The following is a 17,546-nucleotide window of genomic DNA, read 5'->3' as shown; positions in this document are numbered from 1 at the left end:
CTAAAAAGGCGAAGATACCAACTATCTTCGCCCAATCGAAAATCGTAATCCGTAAATTATCCTACACCTCCTCCGTCTGTAACTGTTTTTCGTACAGTTCGCGGTAAGCGCCGTTCAGGGCAATGAGTTCGTCGTGGGTGCCTTGTTCGATGATTTCGCCGTCGTCGAGCATGATAATGTGGTCGGCGAGTTTGGCGGAGGAGACGCGGTGCGAAATCACTACCGATGTTCGGTCGGCCATGATACGTTGCAGGTTGTTCAGGATGATGTTTTCGGTGTTGGTATCCACCGCCGAGAGACAGTCGTCGAGAATCAGAATTTTCGGATCACGGGCGATGGCACGAGCAATACTCAACCGCTGCTTCTGCCCACCCGATAACGTAACACCCCGCTCACCTACGCGCGTGTCAAACTGCTCCGGGAAATCCAGTACGTTCTGGTATAGGTCGGCGTCACGTAGCGCCTGTTCCACGCGTTCTTGCGGAAGTTCGGGTTTGCCGAAACGAACGTTGTTGCTGATGGTTTCCGAGAACAGAAAAACGTCCTGTGGTACGTATCCCATCTGCTCACGTAGTGAAGTCAGATTGTAGTCTTTTATAGGAATATCATCAATGCGGATTTCGCCCGACGATACGTCATACATACGGGTCAGCAGGTTCGCGAGGGTGCTTTTACCCGAACCCGTTGTACCCAAAATGGCTACCGATTCGCCCGCCCGAACGTGCATCGAGAAATCTTTAATCGCTACAATTCCAGAATCCGGGTAAACGAATCGAACGTTTTTGAATTTAACCTCGCCTTTGATAACGTGCTGGATATTTTTCTGTGAAACAATGTCGGTTTTGATATTCAGAAACTCGTTGATACGTTGCTGTGAAGCAGCCGCCCGCTGTGTCTGGCTGGTGGTCCAGCCGAGGGCCATCACGGGCCACGTCAGCATATTGACGTAGAGAATGAACTCGGTAATATTGCCTGGCGTCAGTCGGCCAGCTATAATTTCCTGACCACCCACGTAAATTACCAGTACGTTACTCAGCCCGACCAGAATGGCGATAATGGGAAAAAAGAGCGAATCGATACGTGTTAAACCGAGCGATTTAGTCCGGTATTCATCGCTTTCTACCTCGAATTTGGCTGCCGAATTGGATTCCTGCACGAACGCTTTCAGCACCCGTATTCCCGAAAACGCTTCCTGTACGTAAGTCGACAAACGCGATAACGACCGCTGAATTTCTTCAGATCGCTGGATAATGATGTTATTAACCAGATAAATGGCTACTGACAGAATCGGCAGTGGCAGCAGAACATAGAGCGACAGTCGAGCATTGATGCTAACCATGTAGCTGATAACCAGAATAAACAGCACAATCAGGTTCAGACCATACATGATACTCGGTCCAATGTACATCCGCACTTTGCTCACATCTTCCGAAATCCGGGCCATCAAATCACCGGTATTGTGCTGGCGGTAAAAACTGAGTGGAAGGGTCTGATAATGGTCGAAAATCTCATTTTTAAGGTCATACTCTACGTGCCGCGACATCACGATGAGCGTCTGACGTACCAGAAATAGAAAGAAACCCTTCAGCAACGCCATTACCAACGTCATCACGCCAAAAAGCAGAATGCTGAAGGCGAACACCTCGTACAAGCCCGATTGCAGTGCCGTTTGATCGTAGAGATAATACACATCCAGCGTCTCTCGGACCAGGTCAAGGGCGTAGCGGACGAGCTGTGCGGGGAAAATACCAAACAGGTTGGAAATGGCCGTAAAAATGGTTCCCAGTATTAAATACCATTTATACTTGACCAGGTATTTATTAAGATAGGCGAGGGCTTTCACGAGGTAACGTAGCAGGCTTTTTTTCGTAACCACAGGGGGTCGGGAAAAGTTGCAGGCCCTTTACAGAGCGAAAGCGGACCGCCGATGCGGAGTGACTGAGCAAAAGAGCGAATACCATCCGGCAGGCGCTCTTTCATTCTTTCGCTCATTCACGCTTTTTTCTTAAATTTGCACCAAAATCAGTTCTTTTTCATCCCGGTAGTATATCAGATTCAGGCAGATGCTCAACAGGCGACTACTTCGAATAAAGGTCATGCAGGCGCTATATGCGCTCCGACAGGCCGAATTCTCTAATCAACAAATAGCCCTCGATGGCATCAACGACCTCTTCCAGCCCAATCTGAATTCGATGGAGCCCCAGAATAAACGGCAACTCGAAGGCTACCGAAAATTGGCCGAAGTACTCTTTCAGGAAGCCATTAAATCGAATCAGCCCGCTCAGGATAACGACGCGCCCATACAGGTGCTCAAAGCGGCTAATGACGGCTACGTTTTCTATCAGGCACGTACCAAACGAGATCGGACACACCTCGCGCAGATGATGGTGAAACAGGTCAACGGTATTTACGACGATTATTTGCGGGTACTCCTGTTGGTAGTCGATCTGGGACGTGCGGCACGTATCGACCGCGAGCGTACCTATCGCGACCCCGACGAAACCCCATTCCCTTTCGAGTCAGATTTGAACGATAATACGGTTATTCAGGCACTGGCAACGTATCAGCCGCTACGTAACGAAGCGCTACGTCACAACATTACGTGGGCCGACGATGTGTCTTTCGTGCGGAAAGTGGTACGTGAAGTTTTGAAAACCGACGATACGTATCGGGCCTATTGTGAACAGAAAAATCATACCGCCGAAGAAGATCAAACATTGGCACAATACGTGCTTAGAACTTTGATATTCAAGCACGAAACAGTACGTGATCATCTGGCCGAAATTGATCTGAGCTGGGCAGAAAACAGTGAGGTTGTACGGGGGCTGGCTATTCGCACGCTGAAGTCGGTACACAGTGCAACGGGTTTGCAACTCGAACCGCTGACCGACGATTGGGAAGAAGATGAGCTGTTTCTGAATACGTTGTTTCAGAAATCGCTGGAGAACGAGGCCGAATACGAACAATTGCTGACCGACCAGCTCCAGAACTGGGATGTAGAGCGCGTAGCGATGCTTGATAAGATTATTCTGAAACTGGCTGTTTGTGAATTGCTTAGTTTTCCAAACATTCCGGTGAAAGTAACGATTAACGAATATATCGAGCTGGCAAAGGCGTATAGTACGCCCAAAAGCGGTAAATTTGTCAATGGTATCTTAGACAACCTGTCCGAGAAATTACTTGCCTCGGGCCGTTTGCGCAAAAGTGGACGTGGGTTGCTGGACAATAAATAGCGTTATAAAGTCGTAAAGTTGTTGAGTTGTAAAGTTGGTTACGCTACTTAGCCGTGTAATCCTCCTGACTCGAAACTATACAACTCGGTAACCCTATAACTTTACAATTGTAGTAACATGAACAGACTTGGCCGAGATTTAACCTTTTTATTAACGGGTATTGCTGTCGGATCGCTCCTTGGTTTGCTCTATGCACCTGATAAGGGGAAAATTACCCGCGATAGACTTTCGTTCCGGTTGTCGAAATACCGGGAGCAGATAAATCAGTTGCTCGATGATTTAGGGAAGTCCGCCGATTTGCCCGAAAACTCATCGAAAAATGAAGGGCAGCGTGTTGTGAACGACGCCCGCGAAAAAGCCGAACGATTGCTGGAAGATGTAGACCGGCTAATGGCCCAAATCAAACAGCAAAACGCATAATTGGTGAGTTGTAAAACGGTTCGCCGTAGCGGTTATAAGTTGTAGAGTTATAAGGTTGTAGAGTTGATGGGCTTCAAGCCAAACTTTACAACTTTTTATCCTTATAACTTTATAATCGCTACAGCGGACCGTTTTACAACCTTATAACCCAAAAGAAATGTACGTCAAGAATTGGTTGTTCGTAGCAGTTGTTAGTGCCATTGGTATTGGCCAGATGAGTTGCGATAACCGGCAACAGGGAGAAGCTTCGAAGCAGGCAGCTTCCGGGAAAATGCCGAAGATTACTTTTGAGCAAAAAGATATTTACGACTTCGGTACACTCACCGAAGGCGACACCGTGGAGCATGTTTTTGCATTTAAAAATACGGGAGAGTTTCCACTGATCATCAATAACATTACGGCTTCCTGTGGTTGTACAACTCCCGATTGGCCGCATGAGCCCGTTCCACCTGGCGAGAAATCGTCAGTACGTGTGCGGTTCAACAGCCGGGGCAAAAGTGGCGAGCAGAATAAAACCATCACCGTTTTTGCCAATACCGAACCTTCCATGACCGACCTGCATTTTAAGGCTATGGTCAATCCCAAACCGGCATCCAAATAATTAACCCAGGATAGTTTACCGTTTTCTGTAGGTTTGTATTTCCAATTTAAGCTCAACCGAAAATAGTAAACACGTTTAACTCAGGCTCCCATGTATTCCATTCTTTTACAAGCTGCTAGTTCCAATACGTCTATGATTTACAACGTATTGCTATGGATTGGCATCATCGGTATTTTCTACTTTTTTATGATTCGGCCGCAACAGAAAAAGCAGAAAGACCAGAAAAGTTTTGTCGATAACCTTAAGAAGGGCGACAATGTAGTAACCATCGGCGGTCTTCATGGTAAAATTGCTTCTGTTGACGGCACGACCGTTACGCTCGAAGTTGACCGAGGTGTAAAAATGACGTTCGAGAAAACATCCATCTCACGCGAAGCGTCGGCTAAACCAGCCGAAGACGCGAAGTAGTTATCCAGGTTGCTCTCTGTTTCAAGCGCCATGTTTCTGCCCTATAATTGGCTCATGAAACCTGGAACCTGGAACTCGAAACTTGCCCCTTTGTGAACACGCACACGCAAAACGTCCGCAGATTTCAGCCTACCAAAGCCCTGCTTTGTGTGGGAGCGGCTACGTTGTTTTGGTTTTTGAGTGCACTGAACAAACCGGGTTATACCCTCAACGTAGAGTATCCGATTCGGTTTGTTTATAACGATTCGCTGTATATACCGACCTCCCCGTTGCCACGTACCGTCCGTGTAAACGTATCGAGCGATGGCTGGGGACTTCTTCGGCATTCGTGGTTACCTTTTCGGGTCGATCCGATTAACTACGTAGTCGACCATCCATTGCAGACAACGGCTATTAATACAGCATCGCTGGCGGCAGCGATAACCGAATATGTCAAAAAATTGCACGTTAACCACGTCATTGCCGATACGATGGAAATCAGCTTTGACCGTCGCCTGACTAAAACAATTCAACTGAGAGCTGATAGTCTGCACATCAATCTGGCTCCGCGCTACGTTGTGTCGAGCGTTATCAACCTGACGCCCAGAACTATTCAGATAGAAGGCCCGGCCAAACTGGTACGTGGTCTGCCGGATACGATACTGGTCAAAATTCCCCGAAAACGTATTGTGGATAACTATGACGAAGAACTTCCGCTCATATCGCTACGTCACCCCCTCCTCCACGCCAGCGCCGACCGGGTTGCCGTCAGTTTTGAAGTGGGCGAATTGTTATCACCGATAAAATAATGGCGAAAGAGCGAAAGAGTGAAAGCCATCCGGCGGAAAACTGTCCGGTAGGTTCTTTCACTCTTCCGCTCTTTCGCTCTTTCACCTATGAATCTTCCTTTCCAGATTGGCGTAACCGGTGGTATTGGTTCTGGTAAAAGTTTGGTTTGCCAGGTGTTTCGGGCGTTGGGTATTCCAGTTTACGAAGCCGATTCACGCGCCAAATGGCTGACAGAACATGACCCAATCCTGAAAGCGGACATCAGCCGTGTATTGGGTTCTAACGCTTACGATACGTTGGGGCGTTACAATCGGGGTTGGGTGGCTTCGCAGGTGTTCGCCGACCCTGAGTTGCTGAAAGCTCTAAATGGTGTCATCCATCCACGTGTCTTTGCGGATACCGATTTGTGGGTTAGTCAACAAGTGGGCAAGCCTTACGTCATTAAAGAAGCAGCCATAATGAAGGCGGCTGGCGATGGCAATAATCTCGATAAAGTAATTGTCGTACACGCGCCCCTCGACCTACGTATCGAGCGCATTCACAAGCGCGACCCGCACCGTTCGCGGGAAGAAATCCTGCACATCATTGAACGTCAGGTAAGTGATGATGAACGACTACGTATCGCCGACTACGTAGTACAGAACGACGAACAGCAATTACTCTTACCTCAGATTATTCGGCTGCACGAAGAATTTTTACGGATGCAATCGGCTTAATGCCAGCATTCCTGTAATTTGGGCTATCACTTCTGAATAGCCTGAATCATGAAACAATTCTCTCTTTTAATCATTGCCTGCATCGGTAGTTTTCTGCTCGGGGCATTCATCAACAACGACGATACGCAAAAGCCCATTACGTCCAATATGGTCGAAGTGGCGGCTCAGGTGTTTGGCCTGGAATTTACTCCGGCGGAGCGTGATTCGATGCTCGATAATCTGAACAATGCCCGCCAGAATTACGAAGCACTACGTAAAATTGAGTTATCCAACGACGTAGCACCAGCCTTGTATTTCAATCCACTGCCAGCGGGTTTTGTTATGCCTACGGGTCCGTCGTCGTTTAAAGCGTCGGCATCTGAAAAGGTAATGCTACCTAAAAACCGCGACGAACTGGCTTTTTACACCGTTGGACAATTAGGCCAGCTTATTCGGACAAAACAGATCTCGTCGGTCGAATTGACGCAGTTTTTTCTGAATCGGCTTAAAACATATGACGCTAAACTTCACTGCGTTATCTCCTTAACCGACGAATTAGCGCTAAGTCAGGCCAGGCGCGCCGATGCCGAGTTGAAAGCCGGAAAGTACCGAGGGCCATTGCACGGAATACCGTATGGTGCCAAAGATTTGCTGGCAACTAAAGACTACAAAACCACGTGGGGAGCCGAACCTTATAAAGACCAGACCATCCACATGAATGCTACAGTTATTCAGCGATTGGAAGCAGCCGGAGCCGTTTTGTGTGGCAAAATGACATTGGGCGCTTTGGCGATGGGTGACGTTTGGTTTGGGGGGAAAACCCGTAATCCTTGGAATACGGAGAATGGTTCCAGTGGCTCGTCGGCAGGGTCAGCATCGGGCGTATCGGCGGGTTTGTTGCCGTTTGCCATCGGCACCGAAACACTTGGATCAATTGTCTCACCGTCAACCATTTGCGGCACTACGGGGCTACGTCCTACGTTCGGGCGCGTCAGTCGTCATGGCGCGATGGCTTTGAGCTGGAGCATGGATAAAATCGGGCCGATTACCCGCTCGGTGGAGGATTGCGCGCTGGTTTTCAACGCCATCTATGGCCCCGACGGCAACGACCCGACCGTAATGGCAGCACCGTTCCGCTACATTCCCCTCGCTACGTTGAAAGGCGTTCGGATCGGCTACGTTAAGAAAGCGTTCGAGAGCAATTATCCCAATCGGGCAACCGACTCACTTACTCTCCAAACACTACGTAATTTAGGTGCCGAGCTCATGCCTTTTGATTTGCCAACGGGCGTTCCGGCCAGCCGAATTTCGTTTCTGCTCGGAGTAGAAGCGGCTGCATCATTCGATGAGCTCACCCGTTCCGGTCGAGATGATTTATTAGCTCGTCAGACAAAAAATGCCTGGCCGAATTCGTTTCGGTCGTCGCGGTTTGTTCCGGCTGTTGAGTACATTCAGGCCAACCGGGCACGTACCAAACTCATCAACGAAATGGCCGCTCAGCTTAAAGCTGCAAAAATTGACGTATACGTATCACCAACTTATGCCGGTGGCAATCTGGCACTTACGAATTTAACAGGCCATCCATGCGTAGTGCTCCCCAATGGTTTTACCAAGCAGAACCTGCCCACCAGTATTACGTTTATGGGGCAACTGTTTGAAGAAGGGAAAGTGCTGGCCATCGCCAAAGCTTATCAGGACGCTACGTCGTGGCACAAAAAACATCCGGTTCTGCAGTAGCTTGAGTAACACAACGTAGCGAACGTAAAGCTGAACGTATCGCGCAAAGCCGAACCAGATAAGTGTTGGATAGTTTTTTTGTCATTCTGAGGAACGAAGAATCTTGAAGCATGCTTACTCTCAGGTTTAGATACGTGAAGATTCTTCGTTCCTCAGAATGACAAAAAATGCGCATTTTGACCTGTTTTTAGAAATTGAAATAGCTTCGCGAACAAAAAATCTCGCCAAATATCAGCGAGGTTTTTTATTCGTGACTAGACGTATCACTACGTTGTTTACCACAATTTATCGGGATAAGCGCCTTCGTCGTGGAGCTTCTGGAGAGCTGACTGCACGGTGGCTTTATCTTCAGGATACGTAACGCCGAACCAGGCCGACTGGCTCCGAAATACCTTGCAATGACCTGTATCGGTTTCGATCAGGTTGGTCATCACGGTTGGAATGTAAAATTCGGCTTTGGGTGAGTTGATATTAGCCATCGCATAACTCTCGAACTGGTGCTTCACCAAGGGGAAAACGCTTAGTTTGAAACCCCAGAAATTCATCGAAACCGGCGTATCGGGCGAGAGCGACGTAAGATTTTCGCCTTCCTCAAAAACGATACGTTTACTTCCTTCCTGCTCGTAGATTTTTGTTCGCTCAACTACCGATAGCAAATGGTCGTTTGCATCCACCCGACAAACCCCCCGCGACACAGAACCATTTTCCGATAGCGTATTTCTTAATTCATAACCCACCATGGCGTGAAGCTGGTCATCTGTATCATTTTTCAGAAAATCGCCAATTAGCTGAAACGCTTCGAGGCCGTAAAAATCGTCGGCATTGATTACGGCAAAAAGGGTTTGCGTATGATGCCAGGCGCACAACATGGCATGGCCGGTTCCCCAGGGCTTGGTACGTTTCACCTCGCCCGCTTCTTCCGGCACAAAGGAATCAAGAGACTGAATGGCATAATCGACCTCAATCTTTCCGGCCAGTTTTTTACCAAAAACTTCTTCAAAATCCTCCCGAAGTTCTTCGCGGATAATAAACACAACTTTCCCGAAACCAGCCCGGACAGCATCGAAAAGGGAATAATCCATAATGGTTTCGCCGTTCGGACCGAACTGGTCGAGCTGCTTAATACCACCATAACGGCTGCCCATACCGGCGGCCAAAATCAGAAGCGTAGGTTGCATATTGAGGTTACAAAGAAATAGTTTGCCCGGCCAAAATTAGCGATATAGTTATGACACAGAGATACACAGAGGTAAAAAGAGATTTACAGAGGGTTTATTTTTCTCCGCGTATCTCTGTGTCACACCCTTTTCACTCATCGTTAAATAAAATTTTTCCTAAACAATATGCTATTTATTTCGTTGTTAGTATAATTGTACGCTAAACAATAGTTAGTATAGCAATTAATATTATCAACACGTAGCGAAATGCCATTCTATCACGCTCTCGGCCAGTTTCCGCCCAAGCGGCACACGCAGTTTCCGAAACCTGCGGGCAGTAGCGATGCGTTTTATTACGAGCAGTTATTTGGTACGATTGGCTTCGATGGCATGTCGTCGTTGTTGTATCATGTGCACCGACCTACGATGGTCCGCGAAGTGCTGGAAAGCGTCGACGTAGCGCCAAAGCTGGCGGTTGCAAAAAATATGCTGTCGCGGAAACTGATTGGTTTTAACGTTGAACCCGCCGATGATTTTCTGGAAAGTCGGGTTCCGCTACTAGCCAACAATGATTTGATTTTCGGACTGGCGGCTCCACGCCAATCACTTACTACGTATTTCTACAAAAACGCCGACGCCGACGAGTTGCTTTTTGTGCATCGCGGCTCCGGCAAGCTACGGACGTTGCTCGGTAATATTCCGTTTCAACAGGGTGATTATCTGGTGATTCCACGTGGTATGATTTATCAGATTGATTTTGATAATCAGGAGCAAACGCGACTGCTCTACGTAGAATCGCACTCGCCGATATATACGCCGAAACGCTATCGTAATCATTTCGGGCAATTACTCGAACATGCGCCTTTTTGCGAGCGCGACATCGTACGCCCTGGCGAACTAGAGACACACGACGAAACCGGCGATTTTCTGGTAAAAATCAAGAAACAGGGCTCGTTGCATTCGCTGGTTTACGCGTCGCACCCGTTCGACGTAGTGGGTTGGGATGGCTACAATTACCCTTACGCTTTTTCGATTTACAACTTTGAACCTATTACCGGCCGCGTGCACCAGCCGCCACCGGTGCATCAGACGTTCCAGACTGATACGTTCGTAGTGTGTTCATTTGTGCCCCGTTTGTACGACTATCACCCGCTGGCTATTCCTGCCCCTTACAATCATTCCAACATCGACTCCGACGAGGTGATTTACTACGTCGATGGGGATTTCATGAGCCGAAACGACATCGCGCCCGGCCACATTACGTTGCACCCCGGCGGCATTCCGCACGGACCGGCGCCGGGTGCCATGGAACGTAGCATCGGTAAGAAAGAAACCCAGGAATATGCCGTCATGGTCGATACGTTCCGGCCACTGATGGTGACGGAACAGGCATTGAAAATCGACGACGGAAAGTATTATAAATCGTGGCTGGAGTAGTAGCCTGGACGGCCACGTCCGGGTGAATTTGAACCTTTTCATAACCAGACGTGGCCGCCCAGGCTACGTTCTTCGACATCAACAAACATGGAAGCATTAGACCTCTTAGAACCCAAATTAGACGACTTTTTGCCGCTCAACGGCACTGACTATCTGGAGCTTTACGTTGGTAACGCCCGACAGTCGGCTCATTATTTTCAGACAGCTTTTGGTTTTCAGCCGGTCGCACATGCAGGTCTGGCAACGGGCCTGCGCGACCGCGAATCGTACGTAGTGCAACAGGGTAAAATCCGGTTGGTGCTTACGTCACCCCTTCATGGAAATACCGAAATCGGGCGCCACCTTGATCTGCATGGCGACGGTGTTCGGGTGGTAGCGCTTTGGGTTGATAATGCCCGGAAAGCGTTTGACGAAACCGTTCGGCGGGGTGCTAAACCATATCTGAAGCCTACCCATGAACAGGACGATTATGGCTACGTAGTACGTTCGGGCATTCATACTTACGGCGATACAGTACACGTATTTGTCGAACGTAACGATTATTCGGGCGTGTTTCTGCCGGGATACGTAGCGTGGGAGCCAACGTATCAGCCGACAGATGCTGGTCTTAAATACGTCGATCACATGGTCGGTAACGTGGGCTGGCACGAGATGAACCAGTGGATGGCTTTCTACCACGACATAATGGGTTTTCAGCAACTGGTTTCGTTCGATGACAAAGATATTTCGACGGAGTATACAGCCCTGATGAGCAAAGTAATGAGCAACGGCAACGGCCGGGTGAAGTTTCCGATCAATGAACCCGCCGAGGGCAAAAAGAAATCGCAGATTGAAGAGTATCTGGATTTCTATGGTGGACCGGGTGTTCAGCACATTGCCGTTGCGACCGACAATATTGTGGAAACCGTAATCGCTCTCCGCGACCGGGGCGTTGAGTTTCTGAGCGTTCCCGATACGTATTACGATCAGTTGAGCGAACGTATCGGCCACATCGACGAAGAAATCGCTACGTTACGTTCGCTCAATATTCTAGCCGACCGCGACGACGAAGGTTATCTGCTTCAGATTTTCACGAAGCCAGTTTGCCCACGTCCTACGTTGTTTTTCGAAATCATTCAGCGAAAAGGTGCCCGTTCGTTCGGGAAAGGTAATTTCAAAGCCCTCTTCGAAGCCATAGAACGCGAACAAGCGTTGCGGGGAACCTTATAATGAGCGAAAGAGCGTATTTCCAGTTCCAGCACTCTTTCGCTCATTTTCGCTCATTCGCTCTTTCACTCTTTAAACATGGAACAGACCTATTCCAAATATACCCCTGACGATCAGGCCGTTTGGCGGCTATTGTTCGAGCGGCAGCTAGCGCAGTTGCCCGGGAAAGCCAGTCAGGCTTATCTGGATGGCATTGCGGCTACGGGCTTCAGGGCCGACCGTATCCCGAATTTTGAACAGGATTTAAATCCCCGGTTGAAGAAACTGACGGGCTGGCACGTACACGCGGTAACGGGCCTGATTCCGAACCGTGATTTTTTTGAGTTGATGGCCAATCGCAATTTCCCAGCTACAACCTGGCTACGTCGACGGAATCAGTTGGAGTATCTGCCCGAACCTGATATGTTTCATGATACGTTCGGACACGTACCAATGCTGTCGAATCAGGCTTTTTGCGATTTCCTGGCCGCTTTGAGCCAGATCGCGCTACGTCATATCGACAGCGACGAAGCCATCGCCATGATTTCGCGGCTGTACTGGTACACCGTTGAATTTGGCCTGATTCGGGAAGAAGGAGTGCTACGTATTTACGGTGGCGGCATTTTATCGTCGGTGGGCGAAACGGCTTACAGCCTGTATAGTACCATCCCTAACCGGTTACCTTATGACGTGAAAACGTTGCTCAAAACGCCATACATCATCGACCATTTTCAGAAGCATTATTTCGTCATCGAGTCGTTCGAACAACTCTATCATTCGGTCGACGAAATTGAAGCCGAACTGAACAAACTGCTTCCGATGACTAATGTGTAATGGATAATGAATAATTTTGAACAGTCAAGCTGGTCATTGACTGGACATTATTTATCATACATTATTCATTAGCCATTAACTCGTGACGCATCCATCCGATACGCGTGCTTACTTTTTCAAGATTGATACCACGATAAAGAAGATTCGCAACGCTCTGCAAAAGCAGTTCAACGACGCCGGTTTCGACCTGACCGTTGATCAATGGGTTGTGATCGACCATCTTTTCCGAAATCCGGGTATCAGTCAGAATACGATTTCGGAGATGACCACCAAAGATGCACCCACCGTTACGCGAATTATTGACTTATTAAGTCAGAAGGGCTTAAGCGAACGACGGATGGCCGACAGCGACCGACGTAAATTTCTGGTTTACCTGACCGAAGCGGGTGAAGCCAAATACCACGAGGTGTTACCCGTTGTATCGGCCATGCGACGTAAAGGCTGGGGCAACCTCAGCGAAGAAGATTATCAACATTTCGTCCGCATCATGGATTCGATTTATACGAATATTAGTCAAGAATAAATGAGCGAAAGAGCGAAAAGTCATCCGGGAAATTCTCTCTTTCACCGCTCCGGCGGCCCGGTCATTCACTCTTTCGCTCTTTAAAAACATGTACGGTATTTTCAGTTATGACATCGGCTCGCCCCGCGTTGGGTTTAAACACGGCGATTATGTACTCGATCTCGACGTAGTGGCATTGCTGGGCTATTTCGCTGATGTTTCCGTCGATACGTCCATTTTTGCCCAGCCGTTTCTGAACGATTTTATAGCTTTAGGAGAACCCATCCATCAAGCCGTCTGGCAACGTATCACTACGTTACTAACTGACGAACAGGGTTTTGCCGAAGTACGTGATCAGGTTTTTATTCATAACTCCCGCGTGCAGATGCATTTGCCGATACGTATCGGCGATTACACCGATTTCTACGCAGGTATCCATCACGCCGAAAACGTAGGGCGTATGTTCCGGCCCGACGGCGACCCATTATTGCCAAATTACCGACATATGCCCGTTGCCTATCATGGTCGAGCGTCGTCCATTGTTGTGTCTGGAATGCCAATTCGTCGGCCAGAGGGGCAGTTTTTGGGACCAGATAAACAACCCGTTTTCGGACCGTCTCAGGCGTTGGATTTTGAACTGGAATTGGGGTTGATAATTGGTAAAAGCAGTACGTTGGGAGAACCAATTTCGGTTGAAGAAGCTGAGGATTATATTTTTGGCGTTACGTTGTTCAACGACTGGTCGGCGCGTGATATTCAGCGTTGGGAGTATCAGCCACTGGGGCCTTTTCTGGGAAAAAACTTCGCATCAAGTATATCAGCCTGGGTACTGCCGTTCGAAGCACTAGAGCCGTTTCGGATTAAAGGCCCAGTGCAGGAGCCAGTTCCCCTACCCTATCTGCAAGTTCAGGAGCCCGGTCATTTCTACCTGGCCTTGGAAGTCTGGCTGGAAACGGAGAACGGAGAACGCGTTTGCATCAGCACATCCAACGCACGGCATCTGTATTGGAATTTCGCCCAAATGATTGCCCATCACACCGTCAACGGCTGTAACCTGAACATTGGCGACGTAGTGGCGACTGGTACGATTTCGGGTACGGAACCTGATACGTTCGGTTCGTTGCTGGAACTTAGCTGGAACGGGCAACGTCCTTTGAACGTATCACCCACAGAAATACGAACGTTTCTGAACGACGGCGATACGATAACGCTACGTGGTTACGGCCTCAAAAATGGAGTTCGCACTGAGCTTGGCGACGTAACAGGAACGATTTATACAAAGAGCGAAAGCGCGAATTTGTGAAGGCTGCTCTTTCACTCATTCACTCGTTCACTCGTTCGCTCATTTACTCTTTCGCTTATTGAATGAAAACCGTCAATCCACAGGATTTACAGCCCAACGAGTTTTATCGGTACATGATTGGCAGCATCGGTCCGCGTCCGATAGCCTTTGCCAGTACGATTGATGCTCAGGGAATTGTAAATCTAAGTCCGTTTAGTTTTTTCAATATTGCCGGATACAACCCGCCCACCCTCATTTTCACGCCAACCATTAACCGACATGGGCAAAAAAAACACAGCCTGCTGAATCTGGAAGAAGTAGGCGAAGTGGTCATCAATATTGTGAACTACTCGATGGTGCAGCAGATGTCGCTGGCGAGCGCCGAATTTGAACGGGGGGTCAACGAGTTTGAAAAAGCGGGTTTCACAGCCGTACCTTCCGATCGTATTAAGCCGCCAAGAGTCGCCGAATCGCCCGCAGCGTATGAGTGCGTGGTGAAGCAAATTATCGCGACTAATACCACCAGTTTGGATTCGCCAGGCGCGGGCCATTTGGTCATTTGTGAGATCGTAATGGCGCATTTCCGTGATGATATTTTCGATACGTCTGGCGTGATTGACCCACATAAAATCGACCTCGTTGCTCGTATGGGAGCCGATTGGTACTGTCACGCCCAAGGCGATGCTTTGTTTGAAGTACCCCGGCCCCGCATTGGTATTGGTGTGGATCAGATTCCTGCCAACATTCGAAACAGCGCCATTTTAACCGGCAACGATTTAGGAAAACTAGGAAGTATTACTACGTTGCCAACTCTCGACGAAATCCGTGATTTTCGGACTTCGGGTGTACTCGATACGTTGTTTGAAGAAGCTGAGTACGGCTGTCAATACCTCCCCGATTTGCTGCACCTTCGCGCCAAGCAGTTACTAGCCGAAAACAACGTTCACGACGCCTGGTTAACGCTACTTCAGTCGGGAACGTAGCGGCCCTAACGTAGTGATAACCTGTCTTTCAGAACAAGGGTGGCCCGTTTGGGTTTCATATACATAACACAACAAACCTGTGGTATGAAAACCTATCTCCCCTCAGCGATTCTACTTATTGGTCTAATTTTCGCGGCTGGCTGTTCATCGAAAGACAGTACTGAAAACGCCAACAAGATCAATGAGGAACGTATTGATAAACAAGCAGTTGCTGTTGGCAGCGATGCCAAAGAAGAAGCGAAGGACGTAACGAAATACATGGTCATGCTGGCGAATACGAGCCTTACGGAATACGAATTCAGCAAAGTAGCGCTCAAAAAAGCCACCAACCCCGAAGTAAGAGCCCTTGCCCAGTCGACGATGAACGACCACCAGCAGGACGACCGTCAGCTTCAGACGCTGGCCAAGCAGATGAACGTAACGTTGCCCACTACCTTATCGAACAAAAGCAAAAATCATTTGGGTAAACTAACAGGCATGACAGCCGGTACAGAATTCGACATCCAGTACCTCGATTATATGGCAAGCACGAACGACGACGCCATCGATGTCGCCGACGATCTCAAAGACAGCGCCCCTACCGATGCAGCCAAAACGTTCGCCAAAAAAATTCTCGAAGACGATAAGAAGCACAAAGAACGAGCCCGAGAATTGAAGAACGTACTGAATTAAGAACCGGGATTTAGCAGATTTAGGGATTTGCCGGATTTTGTTTTTAATTATGCGCTTCAAAAAAGCGAAAACAAATCTGTTTTAATCCCTAAATCTGCTAAATCCCGGTTCTGATGACACGTATCGTTTTTCACTTGCTTCTCGTTCTTCAAACCGGATTCACAATAGCGCAAAACCGGCCAACACCCAATTTCGTACTGATTGTGGGCGACGACCATGATCGGACGGCGCTAGGCTGTTATGGGAATAAGCAAGTGAAAACGCCATATTTAGATCAGTTGGCGAAGGACGGTGTCCGGTTTACGCGGGCTTATGCCAGTACGTCGTCGTGCAGCCCGAGCCGTTCTACATTGCTGTCGGGGCGACATAACCACAATAACGGTCAGTACGGTCTTGCGCACGCTACACATCATTTTCGGTCGCATGAAGAATTGAAGTCGATGCCGGCTATGCTTCATGAGGCCGGCTACGTAACGACACGTATTGGCAAATACCACGTAGCACCCGCTACGTCCTATCCGTTCGACAATGCCCTTGACGAAGATGGTAGTAACCCTGTAAAGATGGCCAATCAATGCGCTGCTTTTCTGGAAGAAAACCGTCCGGGGAAAGCAGGAGCCAAGCCTTTTTTTCTTTATTTCTGCCCCACCGACCCACACCGGTCTGGCAACGGCGACAAACTGCCGTACAAGGCAAATCCACATGGGAATCTGCCAAACGGTCATGAGGGCGTACGCGAGACTGTCTATGGGCCAGACTCCCTCAACGTACCGTTTTTTCTACCCAATGCGCCTGAAACGAAGGCCGAACTAGCTCAATATTATCAATCCGTTTCGCGCATGGATCAGGGTATTGGTCGATTGCTGGATTTGCTGAAAGAAAAAGGGTTGGCCGAGAATACCATTGTTATCTACCTTTCCGACAACGGAATGCCCGTTCCCGGTGCCAAAACGACGCATTACGAACCCGGCGTTCGTTTGCCGCTCATCGTGCGTAATCCATTTTCCAAACAGAAAGGAACGGTTTGCAACGACTTGGTTTCGTGGGTCGACGTAGCACCGACACTTCTTGACTACGCGGGTCTAAACCCGGCAGTGTTAGCCAATTCCGAACGACCATCTGGCGGTGGTGAATTTGGCGAACGGGGTGTTACGTCGTTTTTTCACGGAAAATCCTGGAAACCCTATTTCGATGGAGCCGCGCTACGTAATGCCGATACGTTGTTTTTATCGCACACCTTTCACGAGGTCACTATGTATTATCCCATGCGGTCAATCGTAACGAAACGGTATAAGCTTATTCACAATCTGGCGCACCCACTGCCATTCCCGTTTGCTGCCGATTTATGGTCTTCCGCTACGTGGCAGGGCTTTATAAAATCAGGCAGAAGTCAGTATGGCCCACGGCCTCGTCAGGCGTATGAACACCGGCCCGCATACGAACTTTACGATTTAGAGAAAGACCCGCAGGAACGTAGCAATCTGGCGAAAAATGCTACGTATAAAACAGTTTTTGCTACGTTGCTGACTTCTCTGAAAAACGCGCAGGAAATGACGAACGACCCCTGGCGGGGGAAATGGAAACATGAATAATAGTCGATAGTCGTCAGTCGGCCGCCAGTTCGGTTCAGAA

General features: G+C 48.7%; 17 protein-coding genes. 15 read left to right on the top strand and 2 right to left on the bottom strand.

The features are described from left to right. Nucleotides 1-61 precede the first annotated feature (61 nt). Nucleotides 62-1,843 (bottom strand): ABC transporter ATP-binding protein, encoded by a 1,782-nt coding sequence (locus tag IC229_RS20285; RefSeq protein ID WP_190888879.1) that lies wholly within the window; start codon nucleotides 1,841-1,843, stop codon nucleotides 62-64. Nucleotides 1,844-2,096: 253 nt separating this feature from the next. Here IC229_RS20285 and nusB point away from each other — a divergent pair, with 253 nt between their 5' ends. The 7 genes from nusB to IC229_RS20250 all read left to right on the top strand — a co-directional run bounded on the left by nusB (nucleotide 2,097) and on the right by IC229_RS20250 (nucleotide 7,862). After that, entirely contained in the window at nucleotides 2,097-3,233 is a 1,137-nt protein-coding gene (gene nusB / locus IC229_RS20280) for a transcription antitermination factor NusB (RefSeq protein WP_190888839.1), read from the top strand. Nucleotides 3,234-3,350: 117 nt separating this feature from the next. Continuing rightward, nucleotides 3,351-3,653, top strand: coding sequence for a YtxH domain-containing protein (locus tag IC229_RS20275; RefSeq protein WP_190888838.1), 303 nt, complete (start codon nucleotides 3,351-3,353; stop codon nucleotides 3,651-3,653). A gap of 157 nt (nucleotides 3,654-3,810) precedes the next feature. Beyond that, nucleotides 3,811-4,254 carry a DUF1573 domain-containing protein gene (locus IC229_RS20270; RefSeq protein WP_190888837.1) on the top strand — a complete coding sequence of 148 codons (444 nt, stop codon included), beginning with the start codon at nucleotides 3,811-3,813 and terminating at the stop codon, nucleotides 4,252-4,254. 90 nt (nucleotides 4,255-4,344) lie between these two features. Continuing rightward, complete coding sequence (yajC, locus tag IC229_RS20265) at nucleotides 4,345-4,662, top strand: preprotein translocase subunit YajC (RefSeq protein ID WP_190888836.1); 318 nt, start codon at nucleotides 4,345-4,347, stop codon at nucleotides 4,660-4,662. A gap of 92 nt (nucleotides 4,663-4,754) precedes the next feature. Then, complete coding sequence (locus IC229_RS20260) at nucleotides 4,755-5,450, top strand: YbbR-like domain-containing protein (protein ID WP_190888835.1); 696 nt, start codon at nucleotides 4,755-4,757, stop codon at nucleotides 5,448-5,450. 87 nt (nucleotides 5,451-5,537) lie between these two features. After that, a complete protein-coding gene (coaE, locus tag IC229_RS20255) occupies nucleotides 5,538-6,146 on the top strand; it encodes a dephospho-CoA kinase (RefSeq protein ID WP_190888834.1) in 609 nt (202 codons plus the stop codon). A gap of 48 nt (nucleotides 6,147-6,194) precedes the next feature. Beyond that, a complete protein-coding gene (locus IC229_RS20250; RefSeq protein WP_190888833.1) occupies nucleotides 6,195-7,862 on the top strand; it encodes an amidase in 1,668 nt (555 codons plus the stop codon). Between the two features lie 275 nt (nucleotides 7,863-8,137). On the opposite strand, the gene IC229_RS20245 is transcribed toward IC229_RS20250, so the two are convergent. Then, nucleotides 8,138-9,040, bottom strand: a complete 903-nt coding sequence (locus IC229_RS20245; RefSeq protein ID WP_190888832.1) for a nucleotidyltransferase family protein — start codon at nucleotides 9,038-9,040, stop codon at nucleotides 8,138-8,140. 246 nt (nucleotides 9,041-9,286) lie between these two features. Between IC229_RS20245 and IC229_RS20240 the strand changes: the two genes are divergently transcribed. The 8 genes from IC229_RS20240 (at nucleotide 9,287) to IC229_RS20205 (ending at nucleotide 17,506) form a co-directional block, all read left to right on the top strand. Continuing rightward, on the top strand, nucleotides 9,287-10,456 hold the full coding sequence (locus IC229_RS20240; RefSeq protein ID WP_190888831.1) for a homogentisate 1,2-dioxygenase: 1,170 nt from the start codon (nucleotides 9,287-9,289) through the stop codon (nucleotides 10,454-10,456). 87 nt (nucleotides 10,457-10,543) lie between these two features. Continuing rightward, nucleotides 10,544-11,665, top strand: a complete 1,122-nt coding sequence (hppD, locus tag IC229_RS20235) for a 4-hydroxyphenylpyruvate dioxygenase (protein ID WP_190888830.1) — start codon at nucleotides 10,544-10,546, stop codon at nucleotides 11,663-11,665. A gap of 75 nt (nucleotides 11,666-11,740) precedes the next feature. Further along, a complete protein-coding gene (phhA, locus tag IC229_RS20230) occupies nucleotides 11,741-12,475 on the top strand; it encodes a phenylalanine 4-monooxygenase (protein WP_190888829.1) in 735 nt (244 codons plus the stop codon). 82 nt (nucleotides 12,476-12,557) lie between these two features. Continuing rightward, nucleotides 12,558-12,998, top strand: coding sequence for a MarR family winged helix-turn-helix transcriptional regulator (locus IC229_RS20225; protein WP_190888828.1), 441 nt, complete (start codon nucleotides 12,558-12,560; stop codon nucleotides 12,996-12,998). A 31-nt stretch (nucleotides 12,999-13,029) separates the two neighbouring features. Beyond that, nucleotides 13,030-14,280 carry a fumarylacetoacetase gene (gene fahA / locus IC229_RS20220; protein WP_394355967.1) on the top strand — a complete coding sequence of 417 codons (1,251 nt, stop codon included), beginning with the start codon at nucleotides 13,030-13,032 and terminating at the stop codon, nucleotides 14,278-14,280. A 62-nt stretch (nucleotides 14,281-14,342) separates the two neighbouring features. Continuing rightward, nucleotides 14,343-15,242, top strand: a complete 900-nt coding sequence (locus tag IC229_RS20215; RefSeq protein ID WP_190888826.1) for a flavin reductase family protein — start codon at nucleotides 14,343-14,345, stop codon at nucleotides 15,240-15,242. 84 nt (nucleotides 15,243-15,326) lie between these two features. Further along, nucleotides 15,327-15,914 carry a DUF4142 domain-containing protein gene (locus tag IC229_RS20210; protein ID WP_190888825.1) on the top strand — a complete coding sequence of 196 codons (588 nt, stop codon included), beginning with the start codon at nucleotides 15,327-15,329 and terminating at the stop codon, nucleotides 15,912-15,914. A 113-nt stretch (nucleotides 15,915-16,027) separates the two neighbouring features. Beyond that, the gene (locus IC229_RS20205; RefSeq protein ID WP_190888824.1) at nucleotides 16,028-17,506 is read left to right on the top strand and encodes a sulfatase family protein; all 1,479 of its coding nucleotides are present in this window, start codon (nucleotides 16,028-16,030) and stop codon (nucleotides 17,504-17,506) included. The last annotated feature ends 40 nt before the right edge of the window (nucleotides 17,507-17,546 follow it).

The sequence above is a fragment of the Spirosoma profusum genome (assembly GCF_014699005.1).
GTDB lineage: Bacteria > Bacteroidota > Bacteroidia > Cytophagales > Spirosomataceae > Spirosoma > Spirosoma profusum.
Note: the sequence above shows the minus strand (reverse complement) of the source record. Positions and strands in the feature narration are given on the sequence as shown.